Here is a 17302-nt window from a genome sequence, read left to right as displayed (position 1 = left end):
CTATCGGCTGGCGGCGCCGCGGACTTCCAGCACCTGGTAGGTCCATTTCGGTGCCGTCAGGCTCTCACCCTCGCGGCTCGGAAAGGTGAGGAAGGTCTCGAAAGGTTTCGCTTGGCCGACCGGCACGCGGGCGAGGACGAGGGCGGTGTCGTCGCCGATCTTCTCGCAGGCGTCCTGCGGGCAATCCTCGAGCGTTACCGACAGGCGGAAATATTCGAGTGGCGTCTGGCCGTTGTTGGTGACCGTGCCGCGCAGGCGGAAGCTTCGTTCCGGCTGGCTTTGTTCGAATGTCATGCCCTCGAGGCTGATGTTCTCGGTGGCCGGAACCGCCGGAGCTGTCGTCACCGGCTCGGGCGCCGGAGCTTTGCGCTCGCCGCGGTCGCTGATCCAGATGATGAAGGCAGAGAGCAGGGCGATTGCCACTGCGACCGACAGGATGGGTTCGGCCCACCGGCGAAAGCGGCTGAAACGCGCCGCCAGATACACGATCGCCACGCAAACCAACGCTACCAACCAAAGCATGAAGCTCCTCCTCATTCACCCTTATATAGGGTGAGGGGCGAGTGGCAATATCGCCACGGAGCGGTCGAGGGTCCTGACCCTCAGGGCTACTGTTTGCGTTGGCTGGGAAGGGCGCAGAGGCTGCCGCAGCTGCGCACCCCGGGTAGCAGGTAGCGCAGGCAGCAGATCTTGCGCCGGCAGACCCGCGCGCCGTCCTCTTCCTCGTGGCGCAGGCAATCGAAGAAGGGGTTGGGTGAACCGTCGGGCAGGGATCTGCTGCCGATGAGAGCCTCTGCCCGGGCATGAAGCGGCTCGACGCCGGCGGCGCGCAGGGCATAGTCGATGTAGACCAGCGCATTGTTCCAGGCGAGTTTCGGGGCGATGCCGCCGGTCGACTTGAGATAGCCGACGACGTCGCGCAGGTGCTCGCCCATCAGCGGTGCCAGGGTGGCAAAGACGTCGTCGTCATCGCCGGCCTGCCAGTCGCCGGCATCGGCGACGCCAAAGGCGCGGGGCAGGCCGTCTTCGGCGAGCGCCACCTTCATGCGGGCGAACGAGACCGGCAATACCTGATGGTCGAGCACGCGGGCAACGAGGTAGGGGATGGTGAGCGCCGAGAAGTAATAGAGCGACCACATGGACGCGACCGCACGGCGATCTGTGCCGCCGGACTTTTCAGCGTAGGTGTCAAGCGCCCGGTCGAAGGCGCCGGAGGCGAAGAACTCGGGCAGCGCCATGCCATCGGAAAGCTCGTCAGACAGCACCATCTTCTCGTTGCACCAGGCGTGCGGGCCGGAAAAGGCGGATGAGAGTGCCCTGGGGCCGCCCGTCTCCATGACCGGCTCGGAGGCGGCGGTCATTGGGGCACCCGCATGTGGCCCGCGGCCGGCCCACTGCCGTTGCTGGGCCCGCGGCGCGGAGCCGTCGCGAACACAAACGCGGGAGCGGACAGACGCCTTCTTGCAACCATGCGACACCTTCTGAACGGGTCAGACATTCATAAGGTGACCGTGTTACTCATGTTTCTTCGTTGTGCAAGCCGTTTTATGAGTTTTGTCCGCATGTTTTAACTCGCGGGCGAGGCGCGAGGACAGCCGCAAGCTCGGGCTTGCGGCTGCTGAAGGGCCGGTGCCGCCGGCTCGACGGCCGCCTACATCAAGCCGAGCTGTTTGTAGAAGCCGAGCGCATCATAATAGTCGTTTTGAGCGGCGATCTTGCCGTCCCTGACGGTGAAGACCGAGGCTCCGGTGAACTTGAAGCTCTTGCCCGTTGCCGCCGTACCATCGGCCCAGGCGCCACTGTTGGTGCCGGAGAATTCCCATTCGAAGGAAACCTTGTCGCCGGCGGCGATGGGATCACCCTTCATGGTCCAGACGGCATCGGGGACCGCGTTGAGGAAGTTGTCGATGACGCCGGTCTTGGCGGCATCCTTCCCGGTCACCGGCTTGCCGACGGACGCATCGTAATAGGTGACGTCATCGGCGAAGTAGGACGCGGCCTTGCTCGAGTCATGGGCGTTCCACGCAGCGACGTAGGCCGCGACGACATCGGGCGCCGCGTCGGCGGCGAAGCCGGCGGGCGCCAGAAGAAAGGTGCTCAGACCCAAAGCACCTGCAGCAGCAAGCAGTTGACGACGGTACATGGCAATTTCCTCCCGGTTGTCTTCGTTTGCATGCTTTGTCCGCACCGCGGCCAACGTCGTGCGCGGCGTCAGCCGTGGTTGATCATGATGTGGCGAACGGCGGTGTAGTCCTCGAGCGCATAGACCGACATGTCCTTGCCATAGCCCGACTGCTTGACGCCGCCATGCGGCATCTCGTTGGTCAGCATGAAGTGGGTGTTGATCCAGGTGCAACCGTATTGCAGGCGCGAGGCCGCCTTCATCGCCTTGGAGATATCCTTGGTCCAGACCGAGGAGGCGAGGCCATAGTCGCTGTCGTTGGCCCAGGCGACGGCATCGTCCCTGCCGGTGAAGCGGGTGACCGAAACGACCGGCCCGAACACCTCGCGGCGCACGATCTCGTCTTCCTGGGTCGCGCCGGCAATCACCGTCGGCTGGAAGAAGAAACCGTCGGCGCTGCCCGGGCCGCCGCCGGTGGTGATCTCGATGTGCTTCTGGTCGGCGGCGCGTTCGACGAAGCTTGCGACGCGATCGCGCTGGCGCCGCGAGATCAGCGGGCCGATCTCGTTCTCCGTGTCGTCGGCAAGATTGTAGCGGATGGTCGAGACGGCCGAACTCAGGTCGGCGACGAGCTTTTCGTAGATGCCGGCTTCGGCATAGATTCGGCAGGCGGCCGTGCAGTCCTGGCCGGCATTGTAATAGCCGAAGGTACGGATGCCGTTGACGACGGCTTCGAGGTCGGCGTCGTCATAGACGATGACCGGGGCCTTGCCGCCGAGCTCCAGATGCGTGCGCTTGACGGTCTTTGCGGCGGCCGCCAGCACTTTCTTGCCGGTGGCGATGTCGCCGGTGATCGAGACCATCGCGATCTTCGGGTGGTTGATCAGCGCATTGCCGACGGTTTCGCCACGGCCGGTGACGACGTTGACGACGCCTTCCGGCAGGATGTCGGCCAAAAGGCGGGCGAGCTTCAGCGCGGTCAGCGGCGTCTGTTCGGACGGCTTGAAGACGACGGTGTTGCCGCCGGCAATCGCCGGCGCCAGCTTCCACGCCATCATCATCAGCGGGTAGTTCCAGGGCGCGATCGAACCGACGATGCCGACCGGGTCGCGGCGGACCATGGAGGTATGCCCGGGCAGGTATTCGCCGGCCGTCGGCGCATGAAGGTTGCGGATGGCGCCGGCAAAGAAGCGCCAGCAGTCGATGATGGCAGGCAGCTCGTCGTTCTTCACCGCGTTGATCGGCTTGCCGCAGTTGAGCGCTTCAAGGGCTGCAAAATCGTCGGCGTTCTTCTCGATCGCGTCGGCGACCTTAAGCAGATAGCCGGAGCGCTCGCCCGGCGTCGTCGTCGACCAGGAGACGAAGGCGCGTTCCGCGGCATCCACCGCCGCTTCGACCTGCATGTGCGAGGCTTCGGCGAGGTCGATGATCTTTCCGCCGGTGCGTGGGTTCAGGATATGCTCCTCGGCCTCGGTTCCGGCTTCGAAGCGCGATCCGATCAAAAGCTGGGTGTCCATGTCTGTTCTCCCTTGAAAGTCGAGTTTATTTGCCGGCGCCGGCGATCTGGTCGCCGTCGCGGGTCAGGTAGTAGGCGCCGAGGATCGGCAGGAAAGTGACCAGCACCACGATCATGGCGACCACGTTGGTCACCGGCCGCTGGCGCGGACGGATGAGTTCTTCGAGCATCCAGATCGGCAGCGTCGACTGCTGGCCGGCGGTAAAGGTGGTGACGATCACCTCGTCGAAGGACAGTGCGAAGGCGAGCATGCCGCCGGCCAGAAGCGCCGTGCCGATATTGGGCAGGATGATGTAGCGGAAGGTCTGGAAACCATCGGCGCCGAGATCCATCGAGGCTTCGACCAGCGAGCCTGAGATGCGGCGGAAGCGGGCGACCGCATTGTTGTAGACGACGACGATGCAGAAGGTCGCGTGGCCGAGCACGATCGTCCAGAAGGAAAACGGGATCTCCGCCATGGAAAAGGCCGAGCGCAGCGCGATGCCGGTGATGATGCCGGGCAGCGCGATCGGCAGGATGACCAAGAGCGAGATCGTCTCGCGGCCGAAGAAGCGCGTCTGGCTGACGGCGGCGGCGCAAAGCGTGCCGAGCACCAGGGCGACCGCGGTCGCGATCGAGGCGACCTTGACCGAGAGCGTCAGCGCCGCCCAGACGTCCGGTCGGTTCCAGGCAACCGCGAGCCATTGCGTCGTCAGCCCCGGCGGCGGGAACTGGTAGCTCTTTTCCTCGGTGGTGAAGGCATAGAGGAAGATCAAGAGGATCGGCACATGCATGAAGGCGAGGCCGGCGGCGGCCGCGATCTTCAGGCCGAGGGGTGAGCGGTTGAGGCGATCAGAGCGCATCGAAGGCCCCCATGCGTTTGGCCATCCAGAGATAGGCGCCCATGATGACGATCGGCACGACGGTGAAGGCGGCGGCAAGCGGGATGTTGCCGGCCGTGCCCTGCTGGGCATAGACCGCCTGGCCGATGAACAGCCGGGAGGAGCCGATGATCTGCGGAATGATGTAGTCGCCGAGCGTCAGCGAGAAGGTGAAGATCGAGCCGGCGACGATGCCGGGCAGCGCCAGCGGGAAGAGCACGTGGCGGAAGGTCTGGGCCGGCGTGCCGCCGAGATCGGAGGAGGCCTCGATCAGGTTGGTCGGCACGCGCTCAAGCGCTGCCTGGATCGGCAGGATCATGAACGGCATCCAGACATAGACGAAGACGATGAAGGTGCCGGTGTAGCTGACGGAGAGCGAGTTGCCGCCGACGACGGGAAGCGAGAGCCAGGCGTCGAGCAGCCACAGCAGATGCAGCTTTTCGAAGAACCAGGTGACGATGCCTTCCTTGGCAAGGATCAGCTTCCAGGCATAGATCTTGACCAGATAGCTCGACCAGAGCGGCAGCATGACGCCGAGATAGAACAGCACCTTCCATTTTCCCTGGGCGTAACGCGCCGCGTAGTAGGCGATCGGGAAGGCGATGAGTGCGGAGGCGAGCGTCACGATTGCCGCCATCGACACGGTGCGCAGGATGATGTCGAGATTGGTCTCGCTGAGCAGCTGGCGATAGGTGGCGAAGGTGAACTCGTAATTGATCAGGCCCGAGAAGTCGTCGATCGAGAAGAAGCTCTGCAGCAAGAGAGCAAAGAGCGAGCCGATATAGACGACGCCGAGCCACAGCAGTGGCGGCGCCAGCAGGACGGTCAGCAGCACGTGCGGGTGCTTCCAGAAGAAGTCCGAAAGCCGGCCGGTCGGGCCGCGGCGTTCCGGAGACATGAGATTCTCGGCGACGGCGGTCATGCGTCCTCCATCGGGTGCAGCTCGTCGGCGGCAAAGCTGATGGTGACGGGGCTGCCGACCTTGGGCACAACGAGCGAGACGGGGCTTGCGACAGCGATGCGCGCGCCTTCGACGTCGACGACGACCCGGTTGACCGCGCCGAGGAAACTATGGGCCGACACGGTACCGGAGAGGCTGAGCGCGCCGTCGCGCGGTGCCGACAGCACGATCGCCTCGGGGCGAAGGCTGGCATAGGAGGATGTGACCCCCAGCCTTTGGCACAGCCTTGCCGGCAGCACATTTGACGAGCCGACGAAATCGGCGACGAAGCGCGTCTTCGGCTGCTTGTAGACTTCTTCGGGGCTGCCGAGCTGCTGGATGCGGCCATCGTTGAAGACGGCGATGCGGTCGGCCATCGACAACGCTTCGCCCTGGTCGTGGGTGACGAAGACGAAGGTGATGCCGAGCGATTTCTGCAGGCTCTTCAGTTCCTCCTGCATCTGTTCGCGCAGCTTCAGGTCGAGAGCGCCGAGCGGCTCGTCGAGCAGCAGCACCTTCGGCTTGTTGACGAGCGCGCGGGCGAGCGCCACGCGCTGGCGTTGGCCGCCCGAGAGCTGGCCGGGGCGGCGGCTGCCGTAGTTCGGCAGCTTGACCATGGCGAGCGCATCCTCGGCGGCCTTGCGGCGCTCTTCCCGGCCGACGCCCTTGACCATCAGCCCATAGGCGACATTGTCGAGGATCGAGAGATGCGGGAACAGGGCATAGTCCTGGAAGACGGTGTTGACGCTGCGGCGATAGGGCGGCACGCCTTCTGCCGTCTCGCCGAAGATTTCGATATGGCCGCCGGTTGGCTGTTCGAAGCCGGCCATCAGGCGCAGGCAAGTGGTTTTGCCCGAGCCGGAAGGGCCGAGCATGGCGAAGAATTCGCCCTCGGCGATCTCGAGGTTCACGCCATCGACGGCGCGCACGGCGCCGAAGTGGCGGGAAACATTGTCGAAAAGCACGGCGGTCATAGGAATGCTCCGGAAAGTTTGGCCCCTCATCCGCCCTAACGGGCGCCTTCTCCCCGCCTGCGGGGAGAAGGAGGCTCGCGGCCGCAGCTCACCTAAAATGCCGGGTGAGAGCTTTGCCGGGGGCGTTCCCTCTCCCCGCAGGCGGGGAGAGGGCTAGGGTGAGGGGCGGAATGCTTGCGATGTGGTCGTGGCGGCTTACCGCCCGCCGATGACGCCGATATAATCGGAGACCCAGCGGTGATAGGGCACGCATTCGCCCTGGCTTTCGCATTTCGTCACCGGCGTCTTCCAGAACTTCACTTTCTCGAAGTCCTCGTAGCCGTTGGTCTTGCAACCCTCGTCGGTCAAGAGTTCATTGCCCTTGCAGGCAGCGCCGACGGAGGGGTTGGCGCCGAACCAGGCGGAGACATCGCCCTGCACCTTGGACGATAGCGAATGCTCCATCCACATATAGGCGCAGTTCGGATGCGCGCTTTCGGCGTGCAGCATGGTGGTGTCCGCCCATCCGGTGACACCTTCGTCCGGAATGGTCGAGGCGATCGGCAGCTTTTCGGCTTCCATCAGGTTGACCTGGAACGGCCAGGAGCCGGAGGCGACGACGCCTTCGTTCTTGAAGTCGTCGATCTGGATCATCGCATCGTGCCAGTAGCGGCCGACGAGCGTGCGCTGGGTGCGAAGCAGATCAAGCGCAGCCTTGTACTGGTCTTCGTTGAGTTCGTAAGGGTTCTTGATGCCGAGCTCGGGTTTGTGGGCCATCAGGTAGTTGGCGGCATCGGCGACGTGGATCGGGCCATCATAGGCCTGGACACGGCCCTTGTTGGACTTACCGTCCGGCAGGTTCATTTCCTCGAAGACGACGTTCCAGCTCTTCGGCGCTTCGCCCTTGAAGGCGTCCTTGTTGTACATCAGCACGTTCGGGCCCCAGACATAGGGGGTGCCGTAGTGAACGCCGTTGACGGTGTGCCAGGGCGCGCTTTGCATGCGCTCGTCAATGGTCTTCCAGCTGGGGATGAGGTCGGTATTGATCGGCTGGACGCGCTTGCCGGCGACGAGGCGCAGCGAGGCGTCGCCCGAGGCGGTGACGAGGTCGAAGCCGCCTTCGTTCATCAGCGCCACCATTTCATCGGAGGTGGCGGCGGTCTTGACCGAGACCTTGCAGCCGGTCTGTTTTTCGAAATCGGTGACCCAGTCGTAGTTCTTGTCGGTCTCGCCGCGCTCGATATAGCCGGCCCAGGCGACGATCGACAATTCGCCTTCGCCCTTGCCCAGTTCCTTCAGCGGCTCCTGCGCCAAGGCGGGCGCCACGAGGCCGAGCGACAGCGTCAGCGCGGTGCAGGATTTCAGGATCTGCTTCATCTGAATTCTCCCAGTGTTGAGCCGCATTTTACGGCTTCGTTCCCAGGTTGAAGCGTGCCTTGATTTCTCCGTATTCGCAAATTCATTAATCAGAATGCCGCTATCGGTTTTGCCGATATCAGGAGCAATTCCAGCAAAAGTGCGCAGCGGTTTTGCGTCCGGAATTGCGTAAAAACAAAGGGATAGAACACTCCTGCATGCGTTCTGCGTTCAGGAGCAGACGGCGAAAGTGCTCGAGCGTCAGCGCGGGCGGGCACTGCGCAGAGCTTCGGCAATGCCGACGAAATCGCGTGCCGATTGCGGCAAGCTGGAGCCCTTGCGCCAGACCATGCCGACCTGAACGACGGGCAGGGCGCCGGAGACGTCGCGGCTCTCGATGCGGTCGCCTTCAAGCGACCAGGGGCGGTAGACGAGGTCGGGCAGAAGCGCGATGCCCGCACCTGTCGCCACCAGGCTGCGCACCGCTTCGACCGAGCGGGTGCGAAAGGCAACATGCGGCCGGGCGCCGAGCGCTGACAGGAGCTTGCCGGTGTTCTCCTCGATTTCGTCGACCGTCAGCATGATCAGCGGCTCCTTGGCGATATCACTGATCGAGATGATGTCGGCACTGACGAGCGGATGGCCGATCGGCAGCCAAAGCCGATAGGGCGAGGTTTCCAGGATCTCGGCCTGCAGCGCCATGCGGTCGCGCAGGTTGGAGATGACCATGACGGCGACGTCGAGTTCGCCGCCGATCAGGAGATGTTCGAGATAGGAGCCATTGTCCTCGATGGCGCTGACCTCGACGCCGGGGCAGGCGCGGCGATAGCGGGCGAGCAGGTCCGAGAGCACGTAACCGGCAACCAGCGAGGTGACGCCGAGATTGAGCTTGCCGCCAGTCTCCTCGCGGCTGTCGGAAAAGCTGCGCCTCGCGTCGGAGACATTGGAAAGGATCTTCGTCGCATGCCGCAGAAACTGGTGGCCGTTATGGGTGATCGAAAGGCCGCGGGGATGCCGGTCGAACAGCTCGACGCCGAGGTCGCCTTCAAGCTCCTTGATCGCCTCGGTGATCGAGGATTGCGAGATCGAGAGGTTCTGCGCCGCGCGGGTGATCGAGCCCTGCTCGGCGACGGCGACGAAATACTGCAACTGTCTGAAGGTGAACGCCATCCGCGCAGTTAATCGCGGTCGTGGGGTGCTTGCAAGTACAGGCGAGAGATCGTCCCACGCAACCGCGGCGGGATTTTCCTGGTGATGTCGGTTTCCGGATAGAAGGTGGGCAGACCGATGCTAGACTTCTGCCGGAGAAATCATGGAGGCGGACTTTGGATCAGGCCGTATTGAAACCGATGCCGACGGAGAAGGGCATTCTCGCCTTTCACCAGCGCTGCGAAGCCTTCTACCCCGCCGATGCGGTCGATGCATCGATCGGACAGCAACGCAAATGGTACGATGCGCTCTGCGCCGAGTTCGACGCGCCGTCGCCGGCGGGCCTTGCGCGCGAGGACGGGCTTGTCGGCGGCCGCATTCCGATCAGACGCTATCGGCCGGCGACCGTCTCGACCGAGACCCGCATCTACTACATCCACGGCGGCGGCTTCGTCGTCGGTTCGCTCGACAGCCATGATGCCATCTGCGCCGAGCTTGCCGATTTCGCCCGTGCCGAACTGGTCTCGGTCGACTATCGGCTGGCGCCGGAGCATGTCTGGCCGGCAGCCTTCGAGGATTGCTTCGCGGTGCTGAATTTCCTCCTGGCCGATGGTCGCCCGGTCGTCGTCGCCGGCGACAGCGCCGGCGGAAACCTGACGGCGGGAATCGTCCTGAAGGCCCGGGCGGACGGACTGTCGGGTATCGTCGGCCAGGCGCTGATCTATCCCGGCCTTGGCGGCGATCTCGTTTCCGGTTCCTATGTGGAAATGGCCGTGGCGCCGGGACTGACGACCGCCGACACCAGCTATTACCGAAAGGTCCTGCAGGCGCCGGCCGGTAATCCGTTTGCGGCGCCGCTGGCTGCCACGGATCTTTCCGGCCTGCCGCCGACCTACATCACTGGGGCCTATTTTGATCCCTTGCGCGACGACGCCCGGCTCTATGCCGCACGGCTTGCAACCGCCGGCGTCAACGTCACGTTTCGCGAAGAGCCGCAGATGATCCATGCCTGGCTGCGAGCACGGCACATGAGCGAGGGCGCGCGGGAGGGTTTCCGCCGGTTGGCCGAGGGTATTGCCGTTCTCGTCGGAACCGGCTGACCGTTTTGGATTTGACCGCAGGGCAACCGTGGACGGAAAAACGTTTCTCCTGGAACTGGGCTAGCTCTTCGCCTTGAACACCAGCACCGGATTGGCGCGGAAGCTCTGCGGGAACAGTTTGCGCAGGCTCTCGATCTTCGGCATGTCGTTGTAGACGATGTAGGGATAGGTCGGGTTGCGCGTCAAAAAATCCTGATGGTAGCCCTCGGCGACATAGAAGCCCTTCAGCGGCGCGATCTCGGTGACGATCTCGGCCGGGAAGACGCCTGATTTCCCGAGTTCGGCGATATAGGCCTCGGCGATCTTCTTCTGCTGTGGCGTGGCGACGAACAGCGCCGAGCGATACTGCGTGCCGTGATCGGGGCCCTGATAGTTCAGCTGCGTCGGGTTGTGGCCGACGGAAAAGAAGATCTGCAGCAGCTTGCCGTAGCTCACCTGGCTCGGATTGTAGGTCACTTCCACCGATTCCGCATGGCCGGTGTCGCCATTGCTGACGGCCTCGTATGAAGCGGTGTCGCGGCTGCCGCCGGAATAGCCCGAGACAGCGTTGGTCACGCCCTTCACATGCTGGAACACGCCCTGGACGCCCCAGAAACAGCCGCCGGCAAACACCGCGGTCTCCGGCCCGCTTGCGGCCTTTTCATCCAGCGACGGTGGCGGAATGGACACTGCCGGTTCGGCGGCCTTTGCCATGGCAGCGATGGACAGCGTGGCGCAGAGGGCAAGCGCCGGAGCCAGCAGCCGCAGGTGGCGGCCGATCGTGGCAGAGAACGGCGGAATGTCGCGTGTCGAAGCCATGGGTTGCTCCCCTGCCGCGTTCGGGAGGCGGCCGTGTACTGATCCATGTTTTTCGTGTGCCCGGCCGAAAGCAAATCGCAAGCGCGTGCTTCACGGCAATGTGACGATCCGCTACCACTGCGGTGGCGCTGCGATCTTGCAGGATGAGGATCGTGGGAAGTTCGGAGGAGGGGTGATGGCCGGAGAAACGGACCTGACGACGCTGCTGGCGACGATGGCGCCGGTGCTGTTTCCGCAGACCTATGTCTATTGCACCGTGCCCCATGACGAGGCGCAGCGCTATATGCCGCTGGAGCCGCTTGCCACCTACCGTGAGGACGAAGGGCTGACGCTGATCCTGGAGCGGGGCGCCGCGGATGCCGCCGACCTTTCCTATGGTCCGCTGCTTCGGCGCATCACGCTCAATGTGCATTCGGCGCTTGAAGCCGTCGGACTGACGGCGGCGGTGGCAACAGTGCTGACGCGCGAGGGCATCAGCGCCAATGTCGTGGCCGCCTATTATCACGACCACATCTTCGTGCCGGAGGCGGATGCCGAGCGCGCGCTCGAGGCGCTGCGGGCGCTGAGCCCCGCCTGAGGCATTCCCGCTTAGGCATTTCCTGCCGGAAAACCGCTTCACACTTTTCCTGGAAATGCTTTGGTCCGACGGAAATCACATGAAGCGGGTATCCCGCGGCGGGTTTTCGTAGTCGTCGTCGCGGCCGTTCTCATAGACAATGGGTGCCGTGCCCAGTTCCTCGTCACTGATGCCGTCGAGGCAGGCGACGTTGACGGCGTAGAAATGGCCAAGGAAGTCCTCGAGGTAGCCGCGTGAAAACGGCCGGATGCCGCAGCGGCTGCAGAAATAGTGGTCGACGTCACCCTCCCGCCAGTTCGAAGGCTGCGCCCGGTAGCTCGTCAACGCCTCCTTGCCCCTGGTGATGGCAAACTCGTCGCGAAGCGCGAATGATTTCTGCATGCGCGTCTTGGCGCAGAAGCTGCAATTGCAGCGGCGAATGCCTTGCGCCAGATCAAGCTGGCACTCGAACCCAACGGCGCCGCAATGGCAGCTGCCGCGATAGAGCTTTTTCATCGGACGGGCTCCTGTCTTTGGACGGACGTCATCGTTCCACGGTCTTTCGACCGGGAAGATGACGCTGTCGAGGTGAACGTGGATGCGTATTATGGACCGGCGTCCGTTGCGCGGACGCCAGCCGCTATCCGGCCTTGACGGAAGCTTCCGCCTCGTCGGCGATTGCCGGGTCGTTGCCGGTGCCGGTTGCCTTGCGCAGAAGCAGGAAGGCGAGCAGCGCAGTCAGCAGCGACAGGGCCACACAGATCGATGCGGTGAAGGCAAACGAACTGGTGAACACGTCGCGGGCGGCAAACAACAGCCGTTCGGACTGGTCGCCCGGCAGTTGCTCGGCAATGGCGACGGCGCCGCCCAGCGTCTGGCGTGCGGCCTCCACGGTCTCAGTGGGAAGGCCGGTCACGACGACCGCGTCCATGCGGCTGCGATAGGCTGATGTCAGCATGCTGCCGAGCACCGCGATGCCGAGCGCACCGCCGAATTCGAAGCTGGTCTCCGAGATCGCCGATGCCGCACCCGCCCGCTCCGGCGGAGCGGAGCCGACGATCAGGTCCGTCGTCAGCGTGCCGACCGGAGCAAAGCCGAGGCAGAGCACGACGAGGCCGATGGTGACGAGCAGGGGGCTGCTTGTCGTTTCGACCTGGGTGCAGATGGCAAAGCCGATGGCGGTCAGCACGAAACCGGCAGCGATCAGGTTGGAGGCGGCATAACGGGCGGCAAGCGACGGCACGAGGATCGAACCAAGCACCATGGCAACCCCCGTCGGCACCGACCACAGGCCAGCGACGAAGGGCGACAGGCCGAGCACGAGCTGCAGATACTGCGCCACGAACAGGAAGGCGCCGAAGCCGACGAACAGGCCGAGGATGTTGACGCCGAGCGCCGCGCTGAAAGCCGGGGTTCTGAACAGAGCGAGGTCGATCAGTGGATCGGCAAGCCGGCTCTGGCGCCGGGCAAACAGAATGGCGACGGTCAGCCCGAGCAGGATGAAGAACACGGCGGTGACGTCAAGACCGTCCTCGGCGATGCGCTTCATGCCGTAGATCATCGACAGCACGGCGACGAGCGACTGCCCCGCGCTGAGGAAATCGAGCCGGCCTGCATTGGGGTCGCGGAATTCCGGCAGAAGCATGGGGCCGAGGATCAGCAGCAGGATCATCACGGGGACGGCCAGCAGGAAGACTGAACCCCACCAGAACTGCGACAGCATCAGCCCGCCGACGACCGGGCCGATGGCGCCGCCGGCGGAGAAGCTGGCGATCCAGATGCCGATGGCCAGCGTGCGCTGCCTGTCATCGAGGAACATGTTGCGGATCAGCGACAGCGTCGAGGGCGCCAAAGTCGCTGCGGCGACGCCGAGAATGGCGCGTGCGAGGATCAGCGTTTCCGCACTCCAGGCAAAAGCGGCCAGCACCGAGGCGATGCCGAAGGCGACCGAGCCGATCATCAGCAGTCGGCGCCGGCCGATGCGGTCGCCGAGCGTGCCCATGGTGATCAGCGAACCGGCCACCATGAAGCCGTAGATGTCGACGATCCAGAGCAACTGCGAGGCCGAGGGTTTCAGCTGCTCCGTCAGTTGCGGAACCGCCAGGTTCAGGACCGTCAGGTCCATCGAGTAGAGCATGCAGGGCAGGGCGAGGACGGCAAGGCCGACCCATTCCCGCTGCGTCGCCTTCGGGCCGGGGACGTTGCCCGATGTGCCGATTGTCTCAGACATGGGAAAGATACTCCTGCAGCCTTTCGAGGCACTCGCTCCAGCCCTCCTGGTGCGAGTCGCGCTCATCGACGCTGTCGAATGGGGTCTGGTGGAACGTCAGGCGCGTCTTGCCGCCGACATCGGCGAAGGAAACCGTGACCAGTGTGTCGGCCCCCGGCTCGCCTTCCTCGTCCCAAGCGAAAGTGAAGATGAGTTTCTCCGGCTCGATCACCTCGCGATAGACGCCACCCATCCAATAGTCGCGCCCTTCCGGCGAACGGATGCAGCCGCGCCAGGCGCCGCCGGGGCGGAAATCCATCTTCAGGGAATGCGGGGTGAAGTCGCGCGGCCCCCACCAGCGCAATGCGTGCTCGGGCGTCGACCAGACCTTGAACACCAGGCTGCGCGGCGCGTCGAAGATCCTGGTGATCTCCAGGCTCAGTCTGTGTTCGCGCGATGCGTTTTCAGTGGTCATTGCCATAACGACTCCTCCCGCGGCCAGCGCAGTCGCAAAGCGCGGCCGTTCTTTAACTTGAAAGTTATTTAACTTGTCGGTTAATAACTGGGTGCGGAGGCCCTTGTCAAGGCGGGAGGGCTCTGAGATCTGATTTTTGTCAGTTATGCGACAGCGTGCATCGGGCTTTGAGGCGGGTGAGCACGCGGCCGAAAGCCTGGGGATCACCAAGGCTGCGGGCAAGGATGAGCGCGCCCTGGATACCGCCGATCACTTCCTCGGCCAGCGCCTTTCGTTCGTCCTCCGCGATGCCTTGGCGGCCGAACGCCTCGGCAAGAGCGGTCCGCCAGTCGGCGAAATAGCGGTTGATCTCGGCTGAAAAGCGATCATGGGCGCCGCTGGTGGCGATGACGCCCATCAGGCACAGGCGGCGGCCCTGGCGAAAGTAGCTGTCGACGGAAGCAAACATGTCGTCGATCGCCGCCGCCGGCGGCTCGCTGTTGCGTAACCGGTTAAAGATGTTGGTCTGGAACCATGAGGCGATGTCGCCCAGCACCGCCTCGGCCATCTCCTCCTTCCCGCGGGGAAAGAAGTGATAGAGGCTGCCCTTGCCGAGCCCGGTCTTCTCGGTGATCAGGCTGAGGCTCGCACCGTCATAGCCGTGCTCGCGAAAGATCTCGGCAAGCATGGTGATGACGTCCTGGCGTTCGGCGACGACGCGGCTCATGCGGGTTTCCTCAGCAGCGGATATTCGACCTTGCCGAACCGGTGGAACAGCGTTCCGACCGCGACCAGCACCAGCGAACCGGTGAGAACAGGGAAGAGTAGGAATTCGAAACCGGGATCGCTGGCAAAGACCACCAGCGGATTGGCGCCGGCCGGCGGATGGGTGATGCGCAGCGCCGCCATCAGCGCGATCGCCGCACCGACGGCAAGCCCGACCGCCCACCACTCATTGGGGAAGATCGAACGCAAGATGAGGCCGACCAGCGTGGCGACGAAATGGCCGCCGACGACATTGGCAGGCTGGGACAGAGGGCTGCCCGCAACCGAGAAGATCAGCACGCAACTGGCGCCGAACGGCGCCATCAGCAGCGGTTCACCGACAATGTTGGTGAGGGCGCCGACGGCGGCAATGGCCACGAGGCCGCCGATGCCGGCAAGCAGGCCTCGGCCGATATGGGTGGGTGGTTGATGACGCAGGAAGAAATGGCGCATGTCTGTACCGATCGGTAAATTGTTTACCGATCGGTACAGACCTTGTGTGCGAAAGTCAAGAAGGCTTACATGAGATCGCGGCGGATGCGCTTCGCGAAGGTCTTCTCGAAGATCTGCGTCTCGCCTTCATAGGCGACGACCTCGGCCTCCGTGATCCATTCGCTTTCTGTGCAAGAAAGCGTCGAGGTCGATACGGTGCGCACCGACCAGCCGTCACGCTTGGCGATGCAGGTCCATGTCGACGTTCCGATCATCGACTGCGGGTCGTCGGGCGAGATGGACCAAGTTTCGTCGCGGATGTCCTGGGTCGCAAGTCCGGTGTCGGGATGCTGGGAGAGGCCGGTGTCCTCATAGATCCGATAATGGGTCATGCCGTGGGTCATGTCGCGCTCGACGGTCCGGCTGGTGCTTCCGCGCGACAGGTCGCGATATTTCGGCAGCGGATCGGGGTTTTCCGGCTCGGGAACGACGATCTCCCGATGCTGACCGAGCAGGGGAAGCGCGAGCGAGAGGCTGGCCGTATCTATCGTCAGACCCGGATCGCTCGGCGGCGGCAGGATCAGCGGCCAGTAGGAGGTCGACAGCGACAGACGGATGCGATGGCCGGCGCGGACGCGATAGCCGCAGGCGTCGAGCACCAGCGTGATCCGCGTCTTGCGACCTTTTTCCATCGGACGCGGCTGGGCATTGCCGTCGCGATGGGCCAGATTGAGCACGCCGAAGGCGACGCGCGTGGCGGTGCCGTCCGGATGCACGTCGACGATGCGGGCGACAAGATTGGCGGTGTCGGCGGCGCACGTCACGTCGACCGTCACGACGGGCTGGCCGAGATAGTCCTCGGCCTCCAGCAGCGGCTGCGTTTCGAAGGTCAGCGCGCCGGCGTCATCGATGCGCTGGTCGCCGGCCATTTCGGCGTCGGGCTTCAGAGTGAAATATTCGCCCGACGCCGTGCCGGTATCGAGCGGAGACTTCAGATAGACGTCGCCGATGCCCTTGCCCTTTGCGTCGGTGGCAAGCCTGCCGTCGAGCGTTACGCCAAGAACCTGCATCTCGGGTTTCTGCCAGATCTCCTTGGCGACCCAGCGCCCCGGATCGTTGTCGCGTCGGACGGCCGGTCGCGGGCCGTCGAGGATATAGGCGCGCACCTGCGGTCCGCCCTCGGCGCCGTTCTTCTCGTCGCGCAGCCAGCGGTTCCACCAGCGGATCGCCTCGCCATGGAAATCGGCGCGCGGCTTCGGCCAGGCGAAATGCGGATATTTGTGCACCCAGGGGCCAATCAGCGCCTTGGCCTTCGCGCCGAGGCCTTCGACGGCTTTCAGCGGCGTGTTGCGGTAGCCGTCGGCCCAGCCGGCGATGACGAGCGCGGGAACGTCGAAGCCATCGAAATCCTCTGAGATCGAGCCATGCTGCCAGAAGGCGTCGCGACGCTGGTGTTCGAGCCACTCCTCCATGAAGTACGGCTCGTTCTCCAGGCGCTCCAGCCACATCTCCCTCCAGCGATCGCCGACGATATCAGGGTCCGGCGAGCGCGATTGATAGGCAAGCATCGTCGCCGCCCAGGAGAGCTGGGCGGAGAGATGGCAACCGTTCTTGTAGTGGATGTCGTCGTTGTAGCGATCGACGGTCGAGGCGATGGATATCACCGCTTTCAGCGCTGGCGGCTTGAGCGCCGCCACCTGCAGGCAGTTGAAGCCGCCCCAGGAGATGCCCATCATGCCGACCTTGCCGTTCGACCAGGGTTGGGCGGCGATCCATTCGATGATCTCGCAGCCGTCGGCAAGCTCGCGCGGCGTATATTCGCCGTCGATGACGCCATCGGACTCACCGCACCCGCGGATGTCGACGCGGATGCCGGCAATGCCGGCGGCGGCAAAGACCGGATAGGTCGATTCATCGCGGAGACTCGTGCCGCCGCGCTTGCGGTAGGGCAGGTATTCGAGCACGGCCGGCACCGGCTCGGCATCGGCGCCGACAGGCATCCAGATGCGGGCGGCAAGCCGGGTGCCGTCCTTCAATCGGATCCATTCGTTCTCGATCAGGGTGAATTCACGGTCTGACATATCGTTGTTCC

Annotated in this window: 18 protein-coding genes; 2 read left to right on the top strand and 16 right to left on the bottom strand. The window is 64.1% G+C overall.

Annotated elements, in window-relative coordinates:
- The 9 genes from BC363_RS01740 to BC363_RS01700 form a co-directional block, all read right to left on the bottom strand.
- Nucleotides 1-522 (bottom strand): hypothetical protein, encoded by a 522-nt coding sequence (locus BC363_RS01740; RefSeq protein WP_065786619.1) that lies wholly within the window; start codon nt 520-522, stop codon nt 1-3.
- 86 nt (nt 523-608) lie between these two features.
- On the bottom strand, nt 609-1361 hold the full coding sequence (gene fhuF / locus BC363_RS01735) for a siderophore-iron reductase FhuF (protein WP_065786621.1): 753 nt from the start codon (nt 1359-1361) through the stop codon (nt 609-611).
- Nucleotides 1362-1651: 290 nt separating this feature from the next.
- Nucleotides 1652-2143: a nuclear transport factor 2 family protein gene (locus BC363_RS01730; protein ID WP_065786623.1), complete on the bottom strand. Its 492-nt coding sequence runs from the start codon at nt 2141-2143 to the stop codon at nt 1652-1654.
- 68 nt (nt 2144-2211) lie between these two features.
- Entirely contained in the window at nt 2212-3639 is a 1428-nt protein-coding gene (locus BC363_RS01725; protein ID WP_065786625.1) for a gamma-aminobutyraldehyde dehydrogenase, read from the bottom strand.
- Nucleotides 3640-3664: 25 nt separating this feature from the next.
- A complete protein-coding gene (locus tag BC363_RS01720) occupies nt 3665-4480 on the bottom strand; it encodes an ABC transporter permease (RefSeq protein ID WP_065786627.1) in 816 nt (271 codons plus the stop codon).
- Nucleotides 4470-5420 (bottom strand): ABC transporter permease, encoded by a 951-nt coding sequence (locus BC363_RS01715; RefSeq protein WP_065786629.1) that lies wholly within the window; start codon nt 5418-5420, stop codon nt 4470-4472. The genes BC363_RS01720 and BC363_RS01715 overlap by 11 nt, the downstream gene beginning before the upstream one ends.
- Nucleotides 5417-6412 (bottom strand): ABC transporter ATP-binding protein, encoded by a 996-nt coding sequence (locus tag BC363_RS01710; protein WP_139109881.1) that lies wholly within the window; start codon nt 6410-6412, stop codon nt 5417-5419. Before BC363_RS01710 ends, BC363_RS01715 begins: the two co-directional genes overlap by 4 nt.
- A gap of 195 nt (nt 6413-6607) precedes the next feature.
- Complete coding sequence (locus tag BC363_RS01705) at nt 6608-7768, bottom strand: ABC transporter substrate-binding protein (protein ID WP_065786633.1); 1161 nt, start codon at nt 7766-7768, stop codon at nt 6608-6610.
- Nucleotides 7769-8008: 240 nt separating this feature from the next.
- The gene (locus BC363_RS01700; protein WP_065786635.1) at nt 8009-8917 is read right to left on the bottom strand and encodes a LysR family transcriptional regulator; all 909 of its coding nucleotides are present in this window, start codon (nt 8915-8917) and stop codon (nt 8009-8011) included.
- Nucleotides 8918-9096: 179 nt separating this feature from the next.
- Here BC363_RS01700 and BC363_RS01695 point away from each other — a divergent pair, with 179 nt between their 5' ends.
- A complete protein-coding gene (locus tag BC363_RS01695; RefSeq protein WP_065787015.1) occupies nt 9097-9996 on the top strand; it encodes an alpha/beta hydrolase in 900 nt (299 codons plus the stop codon).
- 60 nt (nt 9997-10056) lie between these two features.
- On the opposite strand, the gene msrA is transcribed toward BC363_RS01695, so the two are convergent.
- A complete protein-coding gene (gene msrA, locus BC363_RS01690; protein WP_065786637.1) occupies nt 10057-10794 on the bottom strand; it encodes a peptide-methionine (S)-S-oxide reductase MsrA in 738 nt (245 codons plus the stop codon).
- Between the two features lie 175 nt (nt 10795-10969).
- Between msrA and BC363_RS01685 the strand changes: the two genes are divergently transcribed.
- Nucleotides 10970-11371: an ACT domain-containing protein gene (locus BC363_RS01685; RefSeq protein WP_065786639.1), complete on the top strand. Its 402-nt coding sequence runs from the start codon at nt 10970-10972 to the stop codon at nt 11369-11371.
- A 75-nt stretch (nt 11372-11446) separates the two neighbouring features.
- On the opposite strand, the gene BC363_RS01680 is transcribed toward BC363_RS01685, so the two are convergent.
- The 6 genes from BC363_RS01680 to BC363_RS01655 all read right to left on the bottom strand — a co-directional run bounded on the left by BC363_RS01680 (nt 11447) and on the right by BC363_RS01655 (nt 17291).
- Nucleotides 11447-11866 carry a GFA family protein gene (locus BC363_RS01680; RefSeq protein ID WP_065786641.1) on the bottom strand — a complete coding sequence of 140 codons (420 nt, stop codon included), beginning with the start codon at nt 11864-11866 and terminating at the stop codon, nt 11447-11449.
- A gap of 124 nt (nt 11867-11990) precedes the next feature.
- The gene (locus tag BC363_RS01675; protein WP_065786642.1) at nt 11991-13580 is read right to left on the bottom strand and encodes an MFS transporter; all 1590 of its coding nucleotides are present in this window, start codon (nt 13578-13580) and stop codon (nt 11991-11993) included.
- Nucleotides 13573-14034 (bottom strand): SRPBCC domain-containing protein, encoded by a 462-nt coding sequence (locus BC363_RS01670; RefSeq protein WP_065787016.1) that lies wholly within the window; start codon nt 14032-14034, stop codon nt 13573-13575. The genes BC363_RS01675 and BC363_RS01670 overlap by 8 nt, the downstream gene beginning before the upstream one ends.
- 139 nt (nt 14035-14173) lie before the next feature.
- Nucleotides 14174-14740, bottom strand: coding sequence for a TetR/AcrR family transcriptional regulator (locus BC363_RS01665; RefSeq protein ID WP_065786644.1), 567 nt, complete (start codon nt 14738-14740; stop codon nt 14174-14176).
- Nucleotides 14737-15231 carry an HPP family protein gene (locus tag BC363_RS01660; protein WP_065786646.1) on the bottom strand — a complete coding sequence of 165 codons (495 nt, stop codon included), beginning with the start codon at nt 15229-15231 and terminating at the stop codon, nt 14737-14739. The genes BC363_RS01665 and BC363_RS01660 overlap by 4 nt, the downstream gene beginning before the upstream one ends.
- 65 nt (nt 15232-15296) lie before the next feature.
- Nucleotides 15297-17291: a CocE/NonD family hydrolase gene (locus BC363_RS01655; protein ID WP_065786648.1), complete on the bottom strand. Its 1995-nt coding sequence runs from the start codon at nt 17289-17291 to the stop codon at nt 15297-15299.
- Between the last annotated feature and the right edge of the window lie 11 nt (nt 17292-17302).

The organism is Ensifer sp. LC384 (assembly GCF_001695865.1).
Classification (GTDB): domain Bacteria; phylum Pseudomonadota; class Alphaproteobacteria; order Rhizobiales; family Rhizobiaceae; genus Ensifer.
Note: the sequence above shows the minus strand (reverse complement) of the source record. Positions and strands in the feature narration are given on the sequence as shown.

What these genes read in the sequence shown, in the direction of transcription:
- BC363_RS01655 (WP_065786648.1), bottom strand. Translation starts at nt 17,291, where the DNA reads ATGTCAGACCGTGAATTCACCCTGATCGAGAACGAATGGATCCGATTG.
- BC363_RS01700 (WP_065786635.1), bottom strand. Translation starts at nt 8,917, where the DNA reads ATGGCGTTCACCTTCAGACAGTTGCAGTATTTCGTCGCCGTCGCCGAG.
- BC363_RS01665 (WP_065786644.1), bottom strand. Translation starts at nt 14,740, where the DNA reads ATGAGCCGCGTCGTCGCCGAACGCCAGGACGTCATCACCATGCTTGCC.
- fhuF (WP_065786621.1), bottom strand. Translation starts at nt 1,361, where the DNA reads ATGACCGCCGCCTCCGAGCCGGTCATGGAGACGGGCGGCCCCAGGGCA.
- BC363_RS01725 (WP_065786625.1), bottom strand. Translation starts at nt 3,639, where the DNA reads ATGGACACCCAGCTTTTGATCGGATCGCGCTTCGAAGCCGGAACCGAG.
- msrA (WP_065786637.1), bottom strand. Translation starts at nt 10,794, where the DNA reads ATGGCTTCGACACGCGACATTCCGCCGTTCTCTGCCACGATCGGCCGC.
- BC363_RS01675 (WP_065786642.1), bottom strand. Translation starts at nt 13,580, where the DNA reads ATGTCTGAGACAATCGGCACATCGGGCAACGTCCCCGGCCCGAAGGCG.
- BC363_RS01705 (WP_065786633.1), bottom strand. Translation starts at nt 7,768, where the DNA reads ATGAAGCAGATCCTGAAATCCTGCACCGCGCTGACGCTGTCGCTCGGC.
- BC363_RS01660 (WP_065786646.1), bottom strand. Translation starts at nt 15,231, where the DNA reads ATGCGCCATTTCTTCCTGCGTCATCAACCACCCACCCATATCGGCCGA.
- BC363_RS01720 (WP_065786627.1), bottom strand. Translation starts at nt 4,480, where the DNA reads ATGCGCTCTGATCGCCTCAACCGCTCACCCCTCGGCCTGAAGATCGCG.
- BC363_RS01680 (WP_065786641.1), bottom strand. Translation starts at nt 11,866, where the DNA reads ATGAAAAAGCTCTATCGCGGCAGCTGCCATTGCGGCGCCGTTGGGTTC.
- BC363_RS01695 (WP_065787015.1), top strand. Translation starts at nt 9,097, where the DNA reads ATGCCGACGGAGAAGGGCATTCTCGCCTTTCACCAGCGCTGCGAAGCC.
- BC363_RS01730 (WP_065786623.1), bottom strand. Translation starts at nt 2,143, where the DNA reads ATGTACCGTCGTCAACTGCTTGCTGCTGCAGGTGCTTTGGGTCTGAGC.
- BC363_RS01710 (WP_139109881.1), bottom strand. Translation starts at nt 6,412, where the DNA reads ATGACCGCCGTGCTTTTCGACAATGTTTCCCGCCACTTCGGCGCCGTG.
- BC363_RS01740 (WP_065786619.1), bottom strand. Translation starts at nt 522, where the DNA reads ATGCTTTGGTTGGTAGCGTTGGTTTGCGTGGCGATCGTGTATCTGGCG.
- BC363_RS01685 (WP_065786639.1), top strand. Translation starts at nt 10,970, where the DNA reads ATGGCCGGAGAAACGGACCTGACGACGCTGCTGGCGACGATGGCGCCG.
- BC363_RS01715 (WP_065786629.1), bottom strand. Translation starts at nt 5,420, where the DNA reads ATGACCGCCGTCGCCGAGAATCTCATGTCTCCGGAACGCCGCGGCCCG.
- BC363_RS01670 (WP_065787016.1), bottom strand. Translation starts at nt 14,034, where the DNA reads ATGACCACTGAAAACGCATCGCGCGAACACAGACTGAGCCTGGAGATC.